Genomic DNA, 18,485 nt, shown 5'->3' on the forward strand with positions numbered 1-18,485 from the left:
GCCTTGGGGCGAGTGGCCTCACGCGATTGTGCAACTGCACACGAGTTCCGGGCGGCATCCACTACATCTGGGGCGCAAAATCACGGGCCTACACCACATGCGGCGCGCGCGAGTCCGCGATACACGCGCGCGCATTCTCACAATTTGGCCAGATCGTGTTCTTTGCGACGTCATGGCGCCGGAAATCTCCCACCGCGCGGGCGATTCGCGTCGAATCGACTCGACCCCACCACGCAACATGTCGCCTCGTCACGATGGGATCACTACGGAGTTGAGCAGGACGGCCGCGTAATCGCCGCACGGTCGCACGCAGGCGCAGGTGCCGCACGGGCGTGTCCGCAACCGGGCCGCGAGTGTCCCTGGCGCGGTGCCTCCGGACGCGCCTCCGGACGCGCCTCCGCCACCGCGGACGCCGTCAGGCGGCCGGGCGCGGCGGGCCGCCGCACCCCATCATCGGCTCAGTTCCACTCCGCCCGCGCGCGGTCGAGCGCCCCGGTCCCCGCCGCGCCAATCAGCGGGCAGGCGCGCAGCAACGCCCAGCTCTTCACCGCCAGGCGCAACCCGGCCTCGGAGTCGCTCGGGAAATGCACGCCGATCACCTCCCGATTGCGGGCGATCCGCTCGGCGATCCGCCAATGCGGCGACAGGTCCATCCGCGCCGCAACGCCGGGCAGGCCCGCGACCTTCGTCAGGATCGACCCCGCGACGCTGTCCACCTCCGCCACGCTGACCGGCGCGCGCGCGCCGCCCAGGCCTTCGCCGGTCGCGACGTTCGGCAGCACCTCCCCCAGCGCGAGCGCGAGGAGATAGGCCTGGGTCGCATGCCCGCTCGGATAGGCGGGATGCCCGGGCGGATCGACGGGGGGCATCAGCGCCGGCATCAGGCGCGACGGGCGGGCGCGCATGTAGGTCGCCTTCTGGCCCATCACCATGAACTGGCCCACGCGGATCGCCGCGTGGCACAGCCGCACGGTCCAGGGGTGCGTGCCGCCCTTGAAGGTCAGCAGGCCGCGGAAATAGCCCAGGACGTTCTCGCGCTGCTCCATTGCCTCGGCCAGCACGCCGGCGCGGAATTCGGCGATCTCGAGAAGCTCCCGCAGTTCCGCGTCGATGTCGGCCTGTGCGGCGGGCGGCGGGGGCAGCGCGATGGTCCGCCAGTCGCCGCCGGCACCGGAGGCGAATTCGGTCTGCGCCGCGACGGCGAAATGCGCGAAGGACCAGTCCTCCGGCCGGAAGGCGGGCGGCGCCGCGCTCAGCGACCAGGTCTTGAGGACCGGCTCGACATCCTGCGGCGGCCAGCGATTGCCGCGGAACCAATCCTCGCCGGCCTCCCGGCGAAGGTCGGGGGATATGCCGACGGGGCGGGCCGCCGCACGGGCCCGGCCCCCGCCCGCCGCGGAGGAATCGCTGCTGTCGGACGAGTCGCTGCTGTCCGAGGAGTCGCTGCTGTCGGATGAATCGGAAGGGCCTATGCCGCTCATCGGCTGCTCCTGCAAACAGGTGTGTTCATTCCGGCAGACCCGCCGCGCGCAAGTCAGCGAGGACGCGCGCGCGGATCTTCGGGTCGCGATAGGGCATCCGGGTCAGCTCGTACTCGGCAAGGGAGAATCCGGGCTCCAGCTGCATCAGGCGCTGCGCGGCGTGACGTGCGTCACTTTCCTGTCCCGCCGCGACCAGCGCGGCGATCAGCACCCGCAGGTTCGAGGTGAAGCGAGGCGTCTCGGCATCGGACAGGCGACACCAGCGCAACGCCTCGGCGATGTTGCCATGGCAGTAATGCGCGATCGCGAGCAGGTTGTAGTAGGAGAACAGGTTCTGGTCGAAGGGCGACAGCCGCAGGCCGTGCTCCGCGTGCCGGATCGCTTCCTCGGTCCGGCCGACATAGGACAGCGTGGCGGAAGACAGCAGCCAGGCCAGCGCGTTGTTCGGGCCGACCGACAGCGCCCGCTCGAAGAAGACCAGCGCCGCGTCGTAGTCGTGCATCAGGAAGGACCGCACATGCGCGCAGGTCGCGAGCGCCAGCGCGTTCTGCCGGTCGAGCTCGATCGCGCGGGCCGACAGCGTCGCCGCTTCCTCCATGTCGGCACGCGGATTGGCCGACCAGCCCTGGCCCACATGGATGCTGTGCCACCGCGCGGCCCAGGCGGTCGGCAGCGCGAAGCCTGGGTCATGCGCCATGGCGCGGGCGAACAGCGCGCGCGCCTCGGTGAAGCGCTCGCGATCCAGGTCGTGGATCAGCGACAGCCCGCGCAGCGTCAGGTCATAGGCGGTGAAGCTCTCCGGCCGCTTGCGCATCGCGCGCTGCAGTTCCGCCGCGCGCACATGCGGCGCGACGCCGGCGACGATGCGCTCGACGATCCGGTCCTGCAGGACGAAGAGCTCGCCGCCCGTCGCCTCCGCCCGGTCGCCCCAGAGCCGCGTGCCCGTCTGCGCATCGGACAGCTCGATCTGCACGCGCAGGTCGCGCCCGGCGCGGCGCACGCTGCCGCTGACGACGTAGCGCACGCCTAGCGCGCGGCTAACCTCCCGCGGGTCGGCATCCCGCCCGCGCCAGGCCAGGGTGGAGGACCGGGAGACCACCATCAGTTCCCGCAGGTTGCCCAGCGAGACGACGATGTCCTCCACCACGCCATCGGCGAAGTAGTCGTCCTGCGGATCCCCGCCGAGGTTGCGCAGCGGCAGCACCGCGAGGGAGGGCAGCGGCGAGACGTCGGGCGGGCTCGGCAGCCGCGCCGGCGGCACCTCCGGGTCGAGCACGAAGGCGCGCTCGGGGTCCGCCAGGTGCTTCAGCACGATCAGCCCGAGGTCGCGCGCCGGCCGCGGCAGGCGCGCGGCGACCGCCGCATGGACCTCCGTGCTCAGCAGCACGCCGCCGGCCGGCGCGTGTTCCTGCAGCCGCGCGGCGAGGTTCACGCCGGCGCCATAGATGTCGTGCTCGGTCGCCGTGATCTCGCCCATGTGCAGCGCGATGCGCAGCGCGAGCGTCGGCGCCTCGGGTTCCGCCCCGTCGGCGGCGGCCAGGCGCTTCTGCACCTCCAACCCCCAGGCGAGCGCGCCCGCCGGCGTCGGGAATTCGGCCAGCACGCCATCCCCGGTCGACTTCACGATGCGGCCGTCATGCGCGCCGGCAAGGGGGCGGAGGATACCGTCCAGCGCCGCCATCCAGCGGCGATGGGTGCGGCCTTCCTCAGTCGCCATCAGGATCGTGTAGCCGACCACGTCGGCGAAGGCGAAGGCGGCGAAGCGCCGGACGCCCGTCGCGGCGTCCAGGTCCAGACTGCGCGCGAGATGGTCGGCCGACATCGCCCGCTGGGTCCCCGATCCTGCCCCTTGCGAAGGGCCCGACATTTCCTGAAACACGGCGACAGTGCAAGGATAGGGTCGCAATCGGCGCAGGAGGGACGGCGCATGGAAGGCTATCCGGAGGAGCGGCGGCGGCCCTTGCCGGTGCGGCGCAACTTCGTCTTCCGCGACCCGCCCTTCCTCAAGGCGGACAAACCCGCGCTGCGGAACGCCTACCTCGCCCGCAGGCTGGATGCGATCGACGCGATCATTGGCGGCCCGGACGGCATTCCCGCCCTGGGCCGGCTGGCGACCAAGGACGGGCCGGCCTTCGCCGTCACACACCTGCCGCTGGCCGATTGGGGCCTGGCGCTCGGCGGCGAGAAGGAGCTGGCGGCCCGCCTGGCCGCGGCGCGGGCCGCGCCGGAGGAAGCCGCCTTCGCCCTCGCCTTCGCCGACGAGAAGGCCGCCGCCATCTTCCGCGAGGGCGCCGAGCGCATCTTCGGCCGCTTCGACAAGGTGGTGAGCGACCTCCGCATCTCTCCTGCCCTGCACTGGACCCCGGGCCGGGGGGAGGGCGACGATTTCGCGACCTTCGAGGACGCGCGCGCGCTGGTGCGGGCCGATGCGCTGGCGGCCAAGGGCCTCGACGGCAAGGGCGTGAAGGTGGTGGTCATCGACCAGGGCGTGGCGGCCGGCCGCCTCCTCGACCCCTCCCGCTTCGCCGGCGGCTGGTCCAAGGCGGGCGGGCCGCAGCCGGGGACGGCGACCGGCACCAACACGCACGGCACCATGATCGCGCGCACCATCCAGGCGCTGGCGCCGCGGGCGCTGATCTTCGACTGCCCGCTGATCCCGCCGCGCATCCTGGGCAACCTGCCCGCCTTCCTCAGCGACGCCTTCGGCGCCATCGGCGCGATTGCCCGCGACATCCGCCTGCTCGGGATGCTCGACCCGCGCTTCGCCGGCCGGTGGGTGCTGGTGAACGCCTGGAGCATCTACGATGCGCGGGGGGAGACGGTGCCCGGCGAATACACGAAGAACCCCTATCACTGGGTCGCCTGCGCCATCGATGCCGCGGCGCCGCACGCGGCCATCGTCTTCGCCGCCGGCAATTGCGGGGAATTCGGGCCGGATCCCCGCTGCGCGCCGCGGGTGATCGGGCCGGGGCGCAGCATCCTCGGCGCCAATTCGCTCGACAGCGTGCTGACCGTGGGCGCGGTCCGCGCGGATGGCATCTGGGCAGGCTATTCCTCCCAGGGGCCGGGGCAGTTCGCGCAATATCTCGGCCATCCGCAGCAGAAGCCGGACCTGGTCGCGCCGAGCCATTTCCGCACGCCGGAAGCACCCTATCCGCGCGCCGGGGGGTCCTCAGCTGCATGCGCCGTCGCCGCGGGCGCGGTCGCGGCGCTGCGCACGGGCTGGCACGATTCCGTCGTGCCCAACGATGCCCTGTTCGGGCACCTGCGGAAGGCCGCGCGACAGATGGATGGCAGCGCGGGCTGGAACCTCCGCACCGGCCATGGCGTGCTCGACTGCGCCGCGACCATCGCGGGGCTTCCCTGATCGTGACCCGCGTCACTCGCCTCGCGACGCGCCCTGTCGCACCTTGCGGTCGCTGGCGCCACGCGGGCGCCGCGCCGGAGGCAGACCATGCGCGCGATCCAGGATCCCGCCCTTCCCCACCTCGTCTGGCTGCACCCCGCCATGACTGAGCCGGCGCGTCCGCCCTCCCTCACCGACCTGCCCTTCTTCCGTGGCGCCGATGCCGCCGCGCTCGAGAAACTCTCCGCCGCCGCGCGCTGGCGAACGGTGGAGCCGGGCCAGGTCGTCGTGGACGAGGACGAGCCCTCGACCGACATCTTCTTCGTCGCGACCGGCGCGGTGCGGGTGCAGCTGCGCGCCGCCTCCGGCCGCGAGGTGCTGCTGAACGAATTCGGCGCCGGCGAGTTCTTCGGCGAACTTTCGGCCATCGACGGCGCGCCGCGTGCGGCCAACGTCACCGCCATCGCGCGGTCGCGGCTCTGCATCATCCCGGCGCAGGCCTTCCTCGCCTTCGTCTTCGCCACGCCCACCGCCTGCCACGCGCTGCTGCGCACGCTCGCGGCGAAGCTGCGGCTGCAGACGGAACGGACGCTGGAGCGGGAGGCGCTGCCGGTGCGGCTGCGCCTGTTCTCCGAGCTGCTGCGCCTGTCCCGCCCGCGCGCCGGCGTGCCGAGCGAACGCGTCGTCTCCCCGCCGCCGCCGCATCATGAGCTCGCGGCGCGCATCGGCGCGCGGCGCGAGGTGGTCTCCCGCGAATTGTCCGAGATGACGCGGGAAGGCTGGCTGGCGCGCGACCGGCGCGCCATCCGCATCCTGCGCGTCGCCGAGATGCAGGCGCTGGTCGCCGCCGAGCTGCGCGCGCCCGCCGCCTGATCTGGACGCGGCCCGCCACCTGCCGCAGGCTTCGCGGCAGGACGGAGGCCAGGCCATGACGAAACCGCTGCTGCTGCTCTGGATCGACGGCGCCGAACCCTATGCGCGCGCCATCGCGGCGGCGGGCCTGGCCGACCGGCTGCGCATCGAGACCGTGCCGCGCGCCGCGACGCCCGATCCGGCGCTGCTGGCGGAGGCCGAGGCGCTGCTGTCCTGGGGGCCGCCAGCCGGCGTGCTCGACCGGATGCCGAAGCTGCGCTTCATCCAGTCGCTCACTGCCGGCGTGGAGCACTGGCTCGGCCGGGCGGACCTGCGGGAGGACATCGCGCTGTCCTGCGCGCGCGGCACGCACCGCGTGCAGATGCCGGAGAACATCCTCGGCGCGCTGTTCCACATCACCAAGCCCTACGCCGCGATCGTCGCGGACAATGCGGCGAAGCGCTGGACGAGGCGCGTCTCCACGACGCTGGCGGGCAGCACGCTCGGCATCCTTGGCCTCGGCGCGATCGGGGCGGAGCTGGCGCGCAAGGCCGCGGCGCTGGAGATGCGCGTGATCGGCACGAAGCGCGACGGCGCCGCGGTGCCGCATGTGGAGAAGGTGTTCGCGCCGGACGGCACCGATGCGGTCCTGGCGCAGAGCGACTTCGTCGTCCTGCTGCTGCCCGCCACGCCCGAGACCGACAACTTCATCGACGCCGCGCGGCTCGCCCGCATGAAGAAGACCGCCTGGCTGCTGAATTTCGGCCGCGGCGCGCTCATCAAGGACGATGACCTGGTGGCCGCGGTGCGCGCGGGCACCATCACCGGCGCGGTGCTGGACGTGTTCCGCACGGAACCCCTACCGGCCGAGAGCCCCTATTGGGGGGAGGACGGCATCCTGGTGCTGCCGCATATCGGCGGGCTGCATCCCGAACGCGACGGCATGGTCGCCGCGCTGATGGTCGAGAACCTCCGCCGCTTCCTCGACGGCGCGGCGCCGTCGCAGCTCGTCGATCGCCGGGCGGGGTACTGATGCCCTACCGGCCCTTCGACCTGGCGGGCAAGGTCGCGTTCGTCACCGGCGGCAATTCCGGGATCGGCCTCGGCATGGCCCGGGCGCTGGCGGAAGCCGGCGCCGATGTCGCGATCTGGGGCACCAACGCGGCGAGGAACGCGGAGGCCCGCGCCCTGCTCGCCGCGACCGGCGTGCGCGTGCATGCCGAGGTCTGCGACGTCGGCGACGAGGCGGCGGTCGATCGCGCCATGGCGGGCACGATCGCAGCACTCGGCCGCGTCGATGCCTGCTTCGCCAATGCCGGCACCTATGGGCGGAAGGTGAAGTTCACCGAGTTGGACAGCGCCGAATGGCACCGCGTCACGCGGGTGAACCTGGATGGCGCCTTCCACACGCTGCGCGCCGCCGCGCGGCACATGGTCGATCGGGGCGGCGGCGGTGCGCTGGTCGGCACGGCGTCGCTGGCCGCCATCGAGGGCGCGGCGCGCAACACCCAATACGCGGCGACGAAGGGCGCGATGGTGGCGATGATCCGCGCGCTGGCGGTGGAACTCGCCCGCCACGGCATCCGGGCGAATGCCATACTGCCCGGCTGGATCGAGACGGCGATGACGGCGGGCAGCGTGGCCGACGAACGCTTCGCCGCCGCGGTCCTGCCGCGCATCCCGGCCCGCCGCTGGGGGACGGGCGCGGATTTCGGCGGGCTCGCCGTGTACCTGGCAAGCGATGCCTCCGCCTACCACACCGGCGATTGCCTAGTGGTGGACGGGGGCTATTCGCTGTTCTAGAGCACTATCCGATCACACTGAAGCAGTGTGACCGGATTTCGTGCTCTTGGGATCAATGGCTTCTAGAGCAAGAAATCCGATCAGCCGATTCCGGCTGATCGGATATTGCTCTAGGCGGGCGCCGGCGCCGCGCGCGATCGCATCCAGTTCAGCGCCAGCAGCGGCGCCGCCAGCGAGAAGCCCGCGATGGTCAGCGGCCCGTTGGGTGAGATCATCAACAGCGCCGCGAGCACGAGCAGCGCCTGGCTGCCCCGGCCCATATGGGTGAAGGCATAGCCCGTCGTGCCGATGCCCAGGACGAGCACGCCGATCGCGCAGGTCACCGTGGTGAACAGGAAGTCGCCGAAGTTGAAGTTGTCCACCATGATGAGCATGACCGGCGAATAGGCGAAGACGAAGGGCACCGTCGCCTTCGCAAGGCCCAGCCGGAACGCCGTGTTGCCGGTCTTGAACGGATCCGCCCCGGCGATCCCGGCCGCCGCATAGGCTGCGATGCAGACCGGCGGCGTCAGGTCGGCGAGCACGCCGTAGTACAGGATGAAGAGATGCGCCGCGAGCGGCGGCACGCCGAGCTGCACGACCGCGGGCGCGGCGATTGCCGCCAGCACGATGTAAAGCGCCGTGGTCGGGATGCCCGTGCCCATCGCGATGCAGACCAGCGCGACGAAGAGCAGCGTCATGAACAGGGCGAGCGACTGCGCATCCACGATGCTCGAGGGCAGGAAGGCCAGCACCGGCTCGAGCGCAGCGACGGTCGAGGCCGCCGCCTGCGTCACCATGAAGGAAATGCGGAAGCCCGCGCCCGTCAGCGTGATGACGCCGACGACGACGCCGACCGCCGCGGCGGCCGAGCCGACCGCGATCGCGTAGCGCGCGCCGATGTCGAAGGAGTCCCACAGATCCTTCACCGTCAGCCGGTGCCGCGGGTTGAGGAAGCCGACCACGATGCAGGCGGTGATGGCATAGAAGGCCGCGAGATAGGGCGTGGTGCCGTCGATGATGGCGCCCAGCAGCAGCACGAGCGGGATCGTCGTCGGCCAGCCATTGCGCAGCGTCGGCCAGAAGCGGGGGATCTCGTCCTCCGGCAGGCCCTTCAGGCCGAACTTCTTGGCCTCGAAATGCACCTGCACGAAGACGCCCCAGAAATGCATGAAGGCCGGCACGGCGGCGGCGATCAGCAGCGTCGTCAGCGGGATGTTGAGGAACTCGATCATCACGAAGGCCGCGGCCCCCATGATGGGCGGGGTGATCTGCCCGCCGGCGCTCGCCGCCGCTTCCACCGCCGCGGCGAATTGCGGCCGGTAGCCCACGCGCTTCATCGCCGGGATGGTCAGCGTGCCGACGGTGACGGTGTTGGCGATGGCCGAGCCGCTGATCATGCCGAACAGCGCCGAGCCGAAGACCGCGACCTTGGCGGGCCCGCCGGCGAAGCGGCCCGCCGCGATGGACGCCATGTCGATGAAGAACTGGCCGAGGCCCATCCGCGTCGCCAGCACGCCGAACAGCACGAAGTGGAAGACGTATGTCGCCACGACCATGACCGGAATGCCGAAGATGCCTTCCTGCGTTAGGTACACATGGCTGATGAAGCCTTCCCAGCTCGAGCCGGGATGGGCCAGCACGCCGGGGATGTGGTTGCCCCACAGCCCGTAGGCGACGCAGATCAGCACGATGATGGGCAGCGCCCAGCCCATCGAGCGCCGCGCCGTCTCGAGCGTGAGGATCAGCATCAGCGTGCCCATCACGATGTCGGTCGTGTCGGGCATGCCGATGCGGAAGGTCAGTTCCTCGAAGACCAGCGGCAGGTACATGGTCGCCGCGACCATCGCCGCGGCGAGCAGCCAGTCGAACCAGGGCACGCCGCCGAAGGTCGGGCCGGGCAGGCGGCGCCGCGTCGCCGGGAACATCAGGAAGATCAGCCCGAGCACGGCCGACAGGTGGATCGCCTTGTGCCAATGCTCGGTCAGGATGCCGAAGCCGGCGGTGTAGTAGTGGAACACCGACAGCGAGACGAGCAGGAAGGGAATGGCACGGGCGGCGAAGCCCGTCAGTTCCCGGAAGCGCATCTCGGAGTCGAACTGGCGCTCAAGCTCCTCCGCCCGCGCGATGTCGACCTTCGCGGCGGGCGGCAACCCCGTTGTCATGCGATGCGGCTCAGCGGATCAGGCCGGCTTCGCGGTAGAACCGCTCGGCGCCAGGATGGAAGGGCACCACGCCGCGGCCGGACAACGCGTTCTCCCGCACGATCTCGCGGCCCTTCGCATGGCCGCGCTCGAGCAGGCCGCGCGTCGTCTCGGACCAGAGCGCGCGGGCGATGTTGTACACGAGGTCGTCCGGCAGGCTGTCGCGGACGACCAGCACCGCGCCGACGGTCAGCGTCGGCACGTCCTCCGTCAGGCCCTCATACGCGGTGCGGGGAATGACGCCGCGGCCGTAGAACGGCGCGCGCTCGATCACGCGCTCGGCCTCGCTGTCGGTCACCGGCAGGAAGCGGCAGCCGGTGCGGCTACAGAATTCGGTGAAGCCAGCGGCGGGGAAGCCCACGACGGTCAGAGTCGCATCCAGCGCGCGGTCCTGCATGCGCTCCGCACCCTGCGCCTGGTTCAGGTATTCCGCGGTGTAGTCGCGGCCCGGTTGGAAGCCGTAGGCCGACAGGATGAGTTCAGAGCCGATGCGCGCGCCGGACGCCTGCAGCCCCACCGCGATGCGCCGGCCGCGCAGGTCGTTGAAGCTGCGGATCGGGCTGTCGCGGCGGACCGCGGCGTGGATGTGCTCGGGGAACAGGTGCCCGACGAAGCGGATGCGGTTCTGCGCGGGCCGGCCCTGGAACAGGCCCGTCGCGGTGTAGGCCCAGTGCGCCACGTCCGATTGCGTGAAGCCGCTCTCGGAATTGCCCGAATGCACGAGCGCGACGTTCTGCACGCTGCCCTGCGTCGCCTGCGCGACGGCCACCATGCCGGGGATGCCGTCGGTCGCGCCGGCCGTGTTGCACGCAGCGCCCGGCGGGCAGGACAGGGCGTTCGCGATGATGCCGCCGATCGGATAGTAGGTGCCGCCCGCGCTGCCGGTGCCGATGCGGAAGAAGGTCGGCGCCTGCGCCGATGCGGCGCCCGGAAGGGCCAGCGCGGCCGCGGTCGCGGCGGCCAGGATGCTGCGGCGGAATGTCATGGCGCGTCTCCCCCGGTGATGCGTCGCGTCAAAGCCTAGACCGGTTCGACGGGTGCGCAACCCCGGGAAAGATCAGACCGATCCGCCGGTGCGGAAGCCCCCGCCGCTGTCGCTGCGCCCACCGGTCGAGAAGCCGCCGCCGGAGTCACCCCAGCTGCCGCCCGACGATCCGCCGCTCGATCCGCCGCCCCAGTCGCTGCCGCCCTTCCCGCCGCCGCCGCGCGGCTGCTTGCCGGGCCGGCCCCAATAGGGCGCCGCGTCGTCCTCGAACCCGCCGCCACCGCCCCATGGCCCGGGCGCGGACTTGCCCCAGGGTCCGGGCATCGGCTTGTTCCACGGGCCCGGCTGCGACGTGCCCGTACCGCCCCAGGACCCACCGCCCGGCGCGCGCTGGCGCTCCATCCGGTCCCAGAACCCGTCGCGGGAGAGCGCGCCGCGCAGCACCTCCCCGATCAGCACGCCGACCATGGCACCGGAGGCGAAGCCCCATTCGCTGCGCTCCACGCCGCGGCCGCGCATCTCGTGCCGCAGTGCCTGCATCTCCTGCAGCCGGGCACGCGCCGTGCCGGCCTGCGCCTGCGCCTCGGTCAGCGCGCGCTCCACCTGCGCGCGCTCGGCCGCCGCGATCTCGAGCCGCGCGACGATCGCGTCATCCTCCCGCGTCGGGGTGCGCGCAGCCTCGTCCCGCAGGGCGCGGAGTGAGCGTTCGCCGATCGCGGCCTCCAGCGCGCGCATCGCCTGCTGCGATGCTGCATCCTCTCCGGACGCCACGGCGGCGCGGCGGCGCTCGGCCTCGGCCAGCGCGGCCTGCGCCGCTTCCACCGCATCCTCGGCGGCATCCATCGCCTCGGCCGAAGGGCGGCCCGCCTCGGCCGGCAGGCCGGCGAGGGCGCGGCGCCGTTCCATCATCGCGCGCACCGCCGCATCCGCATCCGCGCGCATCCGCGCGGCGTGGGACTGCATGTGGCCGGGCAGTTCGGACAGCAGCTGATAGGCCGCGCGCGCCGGCTCGAAGCCGATCAGCCGCGCCACCCAGTCGTCGATCATGCGCGCGAGCGGAAAGGCGCGGTAGCGCGACGTGCCGTAGCCGCGGTCCCACAGATAGGCGAAGAGCGGATCGGCGCGGTAGGGCCGGCCCTTCTCCTCGAAGTCGCGCGTTGCGAAGCCGACCTTCTGCTCGGCATGCTGGGCGATACGCTCCGCTTCCTCCGCCGTCGCCGACAGGCGCTGGAACTCCGCATCCTGCGCGGCGCGCGCATCGGCTTCGCGCAGCGCCGCCGCTTCCGCTTCCTGCGCCGCGCGATGGCGCGACGCCTCGGCATCCCGCTTTGCCTCGGCCGCGAGCAGCGCGTCGCGCGCGTCGAGCACCGCCTTCTGCGCGGCGTCGAGTTCCACCGCGCGGCGCGCGAGGCTCTCGCGCACCTGGGCGCCGGCGGAATCGAGCGCGTCGAGCGCCGCCTTCCCGTCCTGCAGCTCAGTAAGGCGCAGCCGCGCCAGCTCGCGCAGCGCCGCCGCTTCCTCCGCGCGCAGCCCTTCGCGCCGCGCGGCGAGCCGATCGGCCTCCCCCTGCGCGGCGGAGGCCTCGCGCTGCGCATCCGCGAGGCGCGCATCCATCTCCTGCAGGACGGCGACGCCGTTCACCATGACAGGATCGCCCCCCCGCTCGTCTGGATGGTCCAGCGCGTGTCCATGGTGCCGGCCGCCTTCTCGCCGATCACCGGCTGGTCGATGATGCCGTCGGCGAGCTTGTCGCGACGGACGCGTTCGAACTCGGCTTCCGGCACGCGCTGCCCCCAGCGGGAGACGCGCGCGACGCGGCCATCCTCCTCGCTCGTGACCGGCACCTGCACGGGGCGACCGTCGCGGTCCACCGCCTCGACCACCAGGTAGTAGTTGCGCGCGCGCGGGTTCGCCGCCGGCACGCGCCAGACGGCGGAAGGCTCGCCCGGCCGGTTCACGATGCGCACGGTGTAGGCTGCGGCGAGCCGCGCGGTCAGGTCGGCCAGCGCCTGGCGGCGGGCGCGTGCGTCGGCAAGGCTTCCGGCGCGGGCCGCGGCTTCGCCCTCGGCCAGCAGGCGCGCGGCTTCGGCACGCGGCCCGGGTTCCTGCGTGCCGGCCACCACGCGGTCATGCTCGGCGCGCAGCGCGCGCGGCAGGTCCTGCTGCAATTCGCGCGCGATCGCGGCCGCTTCGCGCTGGCGCGGCGCCACGACAGTGAACCAGTAGGCGCCGAGGCCCACCACCAGCAAGCCGATGCCCGCGAGCGCGAGGCGCCCCCAGCGGGCGCGCGTCGCCCAGGCGGTGGCGAGGCTGCGCTGCCAGCCTTCCCCCTTGGGCGTGTAGGCGAAGCGCTTTTCCTCCAGCGCGGCGATGCCCTGGTCGAGGACATGGTCCGCGACCTCGATCCCCTGGCTGGCGTAGATCTCGCGCAGGCGCTCGCGCAGCCGGGCCTGGCGGTCGGTGCCGCCCAGTTCCCGCTCCACCAGGCGATCGGCGTGGCGGATCGTGTCCACCACGTCCATCGCCAGCATGGTCTCGTCGAGCGCGGGCGCCCGCGCCGTCGTATCAGGCATTTGCGCCGGCGACCGCGCTGGCGCGGTTGGCGAGCCGCGCCATGCGCTGCTTCGCTTCCTCGACCGAACGGCGGATCTCGTCGCTGTTCTGGGTCGCGGCGGTGCGCATCTCGTCGATGATCTCGATCGAGCGTTCCTGGTAGTTCACCACCGACTCCACCAGCTTCTTCACCGCATCCGCCTGGATGGTCGGGCCGTAGCCGGCGCGCAGCGCGGCTTCCTGCACCTTGCCGCCGATCTCGGCCAGCACTTCCAGCGACTGGTTCACGCCGGCCTTCATGCCTTCCAGCGTGCGGGTGCTCTCGTGCAGCCCGTGCATGCCGGTGAAGGAGGCCGTGAGCGCCGTCAGCACCGCCTCGTTGGTCGAGAAGAAGGAGACGGATTGCTTGTAGACGCGTTCCTTCGCCGTGGTGATCTGGACGAGACGCGCCATGATCACTTCCGACGTGTTGTAGGAGACGGTCAGGTTGTCCGCGAGGTCCTTGGCGATCTGGTACTTGCCGTCCTCGGCCTGCAGGTGGCGCAGCGCCTCGTCGCGGGCCAGTTCCAGCCGCGCGCGCTCGGCCGGCTCGGCGGCCGCGGCGGCCTCGGCAGCCTTCACGGCGGCGTCGGTCGCGGCCTTGGCGGCGGCGAGCCGCCCTTCGGCCGACTTCAGCACCTCGAGCGCCAGGACCTCGCCCTGCTTCAGCGCGCCGCGGAAGTCGCGATAGGCTTCCAGGATCGCGTGCTCGCGGTCGATGTTCTCCTTCGTGTCCTTCGACACTTCCAGGTAGGTGTCGCGGATCTTGTTGAAGCGGGAAGCGATGTCGCCGCGCGTCGCCTTCTGCCAGATGTTGGACAGGCGCTCCATCGTGGAGATCTTGCCGTCCTCCATCTGCGCGACCATGCCGCGGGCGTCGTCGCGGATGGAGTTGAAGGCGGTGGTGATCGTCTCGTAGCGCTGGCCGACCTCCATCGCCTTGATCTGCTCGCGGACCACCTCGTTGAAGGTGGAGGCCTGGTTGAGCACGCGGGCGATCAGGGTGACGCGGTCGGCATCCACCTCCATGATCTTGGACAGCAGCCCGGTGATCGGCGATTCCTCGGCCGATGCGGTCGGCATCGGCAGGCCGAGGTCGCGCAGCGCGCCCATCGCCTTGTCGAGGTAGCGCATCGGCTGCACGGTGAGGGTGGTCTCGCTCATCCTGTCCGGTCTCCTGGCGTGGGTCGCGGCGCAGTCATAGCGCGGGCGGCGGGCGGGAGTCAGCCGGTCATCTCGCCCCTGGCACGGCGGGACCGTCATCGGGCCGCCATGCGCGCCGGGCTTGGAAGGCCGGCTCCGGCGCGGCACTCTCGCCCCGGAGGTGCCATGCACGACCCGCGCCGAAGGGACGCATGACCGACAACGCCGCGCCCGGCCATGAGAGCCGCTTCTTCCGCGACTTCCTCCGCCTCGCGGGGCCCTTCTGGCTGGCCGGGCGGCAGCGCTGGCGCGCCCGCTTCTGGACGCTCGCCATGGCGCTGCTGGGGGCGGCGCAGGTTGGGCTCGCGATCCGGCTCAACCTGTGGAACGCGGATTTCTTCGATGCGCTCGAACGGCGCTCGATGGACCGCTTCCTGACGCAGATCGGCATCTTCGCGGCCATCGTCGGCACGGCCGTCCTCGCCAATGCCTTCCACATGGTCGCGCGGCGGCACCTTTGCCTCGCCTGGCGGGACTGGCTGACGCGCCGCGTGGTCGGTGACTGGATGGAGGAGGCGCGGCACTACCAGGTCGCGCAGATCCCCGGCGACCACGACAATCCGGACGGGCGGATCGCCGAGGACATCCGCATCGCGACGGAGCACGCGGTCGACCTCGCCCATTCGCTGCTCTACGCGACGCTGCTGCTCGGAACCTTCATCGGCCTGCTCTGGAGCCTGTCAGGCCGGATCTCCGTGCTTGGCCTCGACATGCCGGGGCACATGGTCGCGCTGTCGGTCGCCTATGCGGGCATCGGCTCGGTGGTCGCCTTCCTGCTCGGCCGGCCCTTGGTTCGCGCGACCGACCTTCGCCAGACGCGGGAGGCCGATTTCCGCTTCGGCCTGGTCCGCGCGCGGGAGACTGCCGAGCCCATCGCGCTGGCCCGCGGGGAAGGGCGGGAGAGGACACGGCTCGGCGCGCTGTTCGACGCCATCGGGCCGGCCTGGGCGGCGCAGACCCAGGGCCTGTCCCGCCTGACGGGCTTCTCGGCGGGCTACCTGACCCTTGCCCCGGTCTTTCCCATCCTGGTCGCGACGCCGCGCTACATCGCGGGGACCATCTCGCTCGGCACGCTGATGCAGACGGCGCAGGCCTTCCAGCAGGTGACGGCCGCGCTGTCCTGGCCGGTCGATAACCTCGCCCGGATCGCCGAATGGCGCGCCTCGGTCGAGCGCGTGCTCGCGCTCGAGGAAGGGGTGCGCATCGTCGCGGCCGAGGCGGCGCGCGTGGGCCCGGATGCGATTGTGCTCGACCGCAGCGAGGGGCGCATCGGCGCACGCGGCCTCTGCGTCGCGACGCCCGACGGCACGGCGCTGCTGTCCGACATCACGCTGGAGCTGACGCCGGGCGAAAGGGCGCTGGTGGATGGCGACAACGAGGCGGCGCAGGCGCTGTTCCGCGTGCTGGCGGGCATCTGGCCCTGGGGCCAGGGAATCGTCGACCTGCCGCCGGACGACGGTGTGACGACGATCGGGGAGCGCCCGCACCTGCCCGAAGGGCCGCTGCACGAAGCGCTCGTCTTCCCCGAGGCGGCGGCGGCGCACCCGACCGAGGCGGTGATGCGCGCGCTCGCCGCGACGGGACTCGATTCTCTGTCGGAACGGATGGACGAGGCGCGCGACTGGGACCGTGACCTCGGCATCGCGGAGCTGCAGCGCATCGCCTTCGCACGGATCCTGCTGCACCGGCCGCGCTGGATCCTGCTCGGCGACACGACGACGGCGCTGGAGGCGTCCGATGCGGATGCGATGATCGACCTGCTGGCGCGCGAATTGCCGCAGGCCGGGCTGCTGGTGATGGGGCGGCATCCCGGCGCGGCGGACCGCTTCACGCGGCGCCTGACGCTGACACGCCGCCCGGATGGCGAAGTGCTGCTGCGTGAGATCCGCGCGCGCCGCGAGGCCGCCGCGCAGCCGCGCCGCCGCCCGCTGCCCGTGGTGGACTGGCTGCGCGGCGGCTACGGGCACCGCGACGGGCGTTAGCTCAGAGCGGGCTCTTCACCCCGAGCCGCGTCGCGGTCGCGAGGATGTTCGACCAGGTCTCCTGCGGCAACGGCACGCCATGCGCGGTGCGGTCGACGCGGCGCTGCGCCTCGGGCTCGCCGGGCAGCAGGACCGGCGCGGCCGCATCGGCCGGGCGGCAGGCGGAGATCCAGTCGGCATAGACGAGGCCCATGCGCTCGAATTCCGCCTGGGTGCCGAAATGCTTCGGCGAGAGGAAGATCGAGAGCAGCCCGTTGGCAATCCGCCCGCGCTCGTTGATCGGCCCGCTGGTGCCGCCGGCGGTCAGGCAGCCGGCCAGCATCTCGCACATGAAGGCAAGGCCCGAGCCCTTGTGTTCCCCGAAGGCGCGGATCGCGCCGAGGCCGTTCGACGGGTTGCGCGGGCCGACCGCGTCATAGGGGCCGTAGAGCGTGTGCGGGTCGGTCGAGAGCCGCCCGTCGGGCTCGATCAGCGCGCCCTCCGGCAGCTTCTTTCCGCCCGAGGAGGCGACCAGCACCTTGCCTTCCGCGACCAGCGAGGTGGCGAAGTCGAGCACGAGCGGCCGGCCGGGCAGCGGCACGCCGATCGCGACGGGATTGGTCGAGAAGCGCCGCTCCACGCCGCCGAAGGGGGCGACGAGCACGCTGCCCGCGACGTTGACGAAGTGGATGGAGATCAGGCCCGCGGCGATCGCCTGTTCCGCGTAGTCGCCCACGCGGCCGATGTGGCCCGCGTTGCGCAGCGCGGTGACAGCGACGCCGTGCTGCTGCGCGCGCGCGATGCCAAGAGCGACGGCCTGCGGCGCGACGGTCTGGCCGAAGCCCCACTTGCCGTCGAGCAGCGCGAAGGCGCCGCCATCGGTGACGATCTCGGCATCCTGGCCCTTCACGACGAAGCCGGCCTCGAGCCATTCGACGTAGCGCGGCACGCGCACCACGCCGTGGCTGTCGTGGCCGGCCAGGTTGGCGCCGACGAGATGCGTCGCGATGCGGTTCGATTCCGCGGTGTCGCAGCCCGCGGCGACGAAGACGTCGCGCACGAGGGCGGTCAGGGCCTCGACGGGAATGCGGAGCGTGTCCGCGGGCAGTTGGTCCATGGTCGGCGTTTCCTCCTGGCCGCGGAGAGTGGCCCCGATGCGGCAGGCGGTCCAGGCGGGGCGCGCGCATCGGCCGCGGCGGCTGGGCGGCCGCAACCGCTTCGCGATTCCGCCGAGCGGAGCTAAGCCGTTACGGACCCTGTACTTTGTGGCGCGAGGCCTCCGACCGGATGGATCCATCCGGTCGGGTATGGCCCTACGGCATGCCGGCGATGCGCTGCGCCTCCGGCGCCAGCGACCGCATCCAGGTCGGCGTCACCAGCATTTCCGAGATGCAGACATGCGCCGGCATCGTCGCGACGAACAGCGCCATGGCGGCGATGTCCTCGGGCTTCAGCAGGCGCTTCAGTTCCTCGTCCGGCACGGGGACGGGGCGGTTGCGCAGGATCGGCGTGTCCACCTCGCCCGGGCAGATGCAGGTCGAACGGATGTTGTGGATGCCGTTCTCCTGGTTGATGGCCTGGGAGAGCGCCACGAAGCCGTGCTTCGCCGCGGTGTAGCCGGGCCCCGACAGGAAGGAGATGCGCTTGCCCGCCATGGAGGCGATCTGGATGATCAGCCCGCCGCCGCGCGCCTTCATCGCCGGCAGCGCGGCGACCGAGGTGAGGAAGGGCGCCGTCAGGTTGCCGTCCACCAGCGCGCGGATGCTCTCCGGGTTCAGCTGGTGCAGGTAGCGGCGCGGCAGGTTCACGCCCGCATTGTTGACGAGGATGTCCGGGCCGCCGAGTTCGCCCGCGACGCGCTTCGCCGCGGCCTCGACCTGCGCCGCGTCGGTCAGGTCGGCGGGGACGACAAGGGCGCTGCCGGCGGGTAGCATCGCCGCCGTCTCCTCGAGCGGCGCCGTGCGGCGGCCGGTCAGCGCGACCTTTGCCCCTTCGGCGGCGAAGGCGATGGCGACGGCGCGGCCGATCCCGGTGCCAGCGCCGGTGACCCAGGCGGTCTTGCCCGACAGACGCTGCATG

At 72.1% G+C, this 18,485-nt stretch carries 14 protein-coding genes; 5 read left to right on the forward strand and 9 right to left on the reverse strand.

Annotated elements, in window-relative coordinates; genetic code table 11:
- Positions 1–458: 458 nt before the first annotated feature.
- On the reverse strand, positions 459–1,481 hold the full coding sequence (locus tag J5Y09_RS15040) for a phosphatase PAP2 family protein (RefSeq protein ID WP_209352627.1): 1,023 nt from the start codon (positions 1,479–1,481) through the stop codon (positions 459–461).
- A 25-nt stretch (positions 1,482–1,506) separates the two neighbouring features.
- The gene (locus tag J5Y09_RS15045; protein WP_209352628.1) at positions 1,507–3,303 is read right to left on the reverse strand and encodes an adenylate/guanylate cyclase domain-containing protein; all 1,797 of its coding nucleotides are present in this window, start codon (positions 3,301–3,303) and stop codon (positions 1,507–1,509) included.
- Between the two features lie 105 nt (positions 3,304–3,408).
- Here J5Y09_RS15045 and J5Y09_RS15050 point away from each other — a divergent pair, with 105 nt between their 5' ends.
- The 4 genes from J5Y09_RS15050 (at position 3,409) to J5Y09_RS15065 (ending at position 7,482) form a co-directional block, all read left to right on the forward strand.
- Positions 3,409–4,848 (forward strand): S8 family serine peptidase, encoded by a 1,440-nt coding sequence (locus J5Y09_RS15050; RefSeq protein ID WP_209352629.1) that lies wholly within the window; start codon positions 3,409–3,411, stop codon positions 4,846–4,848.
- 87 nt (positions 4,849–4,935) lie between these two features.
- Positions 4,936–5,700 carry a Crp/Fnr family transcriptional regulator gene (locus tag J5Y09_RS15055; protein ID WP_209352630.1) on the forward strand — a complete coding sequence of 255 codons (765 nt, stop codon included), beginning with the start codon at positions 4,936–4,938 and terminating at the stop codon, positions 5,698–5,700.
- Positions 5,701–5,755: 55 nt separating this feature from the next.
- Entirely contained in the window at positions 5,756–6,712 is a 957-nt protein-coding gene (locus tag J5Y09_RS15060; RefSeq protein WP_209352631.1) for a D-2-hydroxyacid dehydrogenase, read from the forward strand.
- Positions 6,712–7,482, forward strand: a complete 771-nt coding sequence (locus J5Y09_RS15065; RefSeq protein ID WP_209352632.1) for an SDR family NAD(P)-dependent oxidoreductase — start codon at positions 6,712–6,714, stop codon at positions 7,480–7,482. The genes J5Y09_RS15060 and J5Y09_RS15065 overlap by 1 nt, the downstream gene beginning before the upstream one ends.
- A 110-nt stretch (positions 7,483–7,592) precedes the next feature.
- On the opposite strand, the gene J5Y09_RS15070 is transcribed toward J5Y09_RS15065, so the two are convergent.
- The 5 genes from J5Y09_RS15070 to J5Y09_RS15090 form a co-directional block, all read right to left on the reverse strand.
- Positions 7,593–9,626 carry a TRAP transporter permease gene (locus tag J5Y09_RS15070; RefSeq protein ID WP_209352633.1) on the reverse strand — a complete coding sequence of 678 codons (2,034 nt, stop codon included), beginning with the start codon at positions 9,624–9,626 and terminating at the stop codon, positions 7,593–7,595.
- 10 nt (positions 9,627–9,636) lie between these two features.
- Positions 9,637–10,650 carry a TAXI family TRAP transporter solute-binding subunit gene (locus J5Y09_RS15075; RefSeq protein WP_209352634.1) on the reverse strand — a complete coding sequence of 338 codons (1,014 nt, stop codon included), beginning with the start codon at positions 10,648–10,650 and terminating at the stop codon, positions 9,637–9,639.
- 72 nt (positions 10,651–10,722) lie between these two features.
- Positions 10,723–12,294, reverse strand: coding sequence for a coiled-coil domain-containing protein (locus J5Y09_RS15080; protein ID WP_209352635.1), 1,572 nt, complete (start codon positions 12,292–12,294; stop codon positions 10,723–10,725).
- Positions 12,288–13,223, reverse strand: coding sequence for a DUF6384 family protein (locus J5Y09_RS15085; RefSeq protein ID WP_209352636.1), 936 nt, complete (start codon positions 13,221–13,223; stop codon positions 12,288–12,290). The genes J5Y09_RS15080 and J5Y09_RS15085 overlap by 7 nt, the downstream gene beginning before the upstream one ends.
- Complete coding sequence (locus J5Y09_RS15090) at positions 13,216–14,406, reverse strand: hypothetical protein (protein WP_209352637.1); 1,191 nt, start codon at positions 14,404–14,406, stop codon at positions 13,216–13,218. Before J5Y09_RS15090 ends, J5Y09_RS15085 begins: the two co-directional genes overlap by 8 nt.
- A 191-nt stretch (positions 14,407–14,597) precedes the next feature.
- On the opposite strand from J5Y09_RS15090, the gene J5Y09_RS15095 reads away from it, so the two are divergent.
- Complete coding sequence (locus J5Y09_RS15095) at positions 14,598–16,427, forward strand: ABC transporter ATP-binding protein/permease (RefSeq protein WP_209352638.1); 1,830 nt, start codon at positions 14,598–14,600, stop codon at positions 16,425–16,427.
- 1 nt (position 16,428) lies between these two features.
- Here the strand turns inward: J5Y09_RS15095 and J5Y09_RS15100 are convergent, their stop codons facing one another.
- Together J5Y09_RS15100 and J5Y09_RS15105 are read right to left on the reverse strand one after the other, a co-directional pair.
- Positions 16,429–17,523 carry a malate/lactate/ureidoglycolate dehydrogenase gene (locus J5Y09_RS15100; RefSeq protein WP_209352639.1) on the reverse strand — a complete coding sequence of 365 codons (1,095 nt, stop codon included), beginning with the start codon at positions 17,521–17,523 and terminating at the stop codon, positions 16,429–16,431.
- A 196-nt stretch (positions 17,524–17,719) separates the two neighbouring features.
- Positions 17,720–18,484 (reverse strand): SDR family oxidoreductase, encoded by a 765-nt coding sequence (locus J5Y09_RS15105; protein ID WP_209352640.1) that lies wholly within the window; start codon positions 18,482–18,484, stop codon positions 17,720–17,722.
- Position 18,485: the final 1 nt, after the last annotated feature.

Origin of the sequence: Roseomonas nitratireducens, from assembly GCF_017813355.1 — a bacterium.
GTDB classification, from domain to species: Bacteria; Pseudomonadota; Alphaproteobacteria; order Acetobacterales; family Acetobacteraceae; genus Neoroseomonas; species Neoroseomonas nitratireducens.

Excerpts from the sequence above, each read along its gene's own strand:
- J5Y09_RS15055 (WP_209352630.1), top strand. The coding sequence starts at position 4,936 with ATGCGCGCGATCCAGGATCCCGCCCTTCCCCACCTCGTCTGGCTGCAC.
- J5Y09_RS15085 (WP_209352636.1), bottom strand. The coding sequence starts at position 13,223 with ATGCCTGATACGACGGCGCGGGCGCCCGCGCTCGACGAGACCATGCTG.
- J5Y09_RS15080 (WP_209352635.1), bottom strand. The coding sequence starts at position 12,294 with ATGGTGAACGGCGTCGCCGTCCTGCAGGAGATGGATGCGCGCCTCGCG.
- J5Y09_RS15095 (WP_209352638.1), top strand. The coding sequence starts at position 14,598 with ATGACCGACAACGCCGCGCCCGGCCATGAGAGCCGCTTCTTCCGCGAC.
- J5Y09_RS15045 (WP_209352628.1), bottom strand. The coding sequence starts at position 3,303 with ATGTCGGCCGACCATCTCGCGCGCAGTCTGGACCTGGACGCCGCGACG.
- J5Y09_RS15070 (WP_209352633.1), bottom strand. The coding sequence starts at position 9,626 with ATGACAACGGGGTTGCCGCCCGCCGCGAAGGTCGACATCGCGCGGGCG.
- J5Y09_RS15050 (WP_209352629.1), top strand. The coding sequence starts at position 3,409 with ATGGAAGGCTATCCGGAGGAGCGGCGGCGGCCCTTGCCGGTGCGGCGC.
- J5Y09_RS15065 (WP_209352632.1), top strand. The coding sequence starts at position 6,712 with ATGCCCTACCGGCCCTTCGACCTGGCGGGCAAGGTCGCGTTCGTCACC.
- J5Y09_RS15105 (WP_209352640.1), bottom strand. The coding sequence starts at position 18,484 with ATGCAGCGTCTGTCGGGCAAGACCGCCTGGGTCACCGGCGCTGGCACC.
- J5Y09_RS15090 (WP_209352637.1), bottom strand. The coding sequence starts at position 14,406 with ATGAGCGAGACCACCCTCACCGTGCAGCCGATGCGCTACCTCGACAAG.
- J5Y09_RS15040 (WP_209352627.1), bottom strand. The coding sequence starts at position 1,481 with ATGAGCGGCATAGGCCCTTCCGATTCATCCGACAGCAGCGACTCCTCG.
- J5Y09_RS15100 (WP_209352639.1), bottom strand. The coding sequence starts at position 17,523 with ATGGACCAACTGCCCGCGGACACGCTCCGCATTCCCGTCGAGGCCCTG.
- J5Y09_RS15060 (WP_209352631.1), top strand. The coding sequence starts at position 5,756 with ATGACGAAACCGCTGCTGCTGCTCTGGATCGACGGCGCCGAACCCTAT.
- J5Y09_RS15075 (WP_209352634.1), bottom strand. The coding sequence starts at position 10,650 with ATGACATTCCGCCGCAGCATCCTGGCCGCCGCGACCGCGGCCGCGCTG.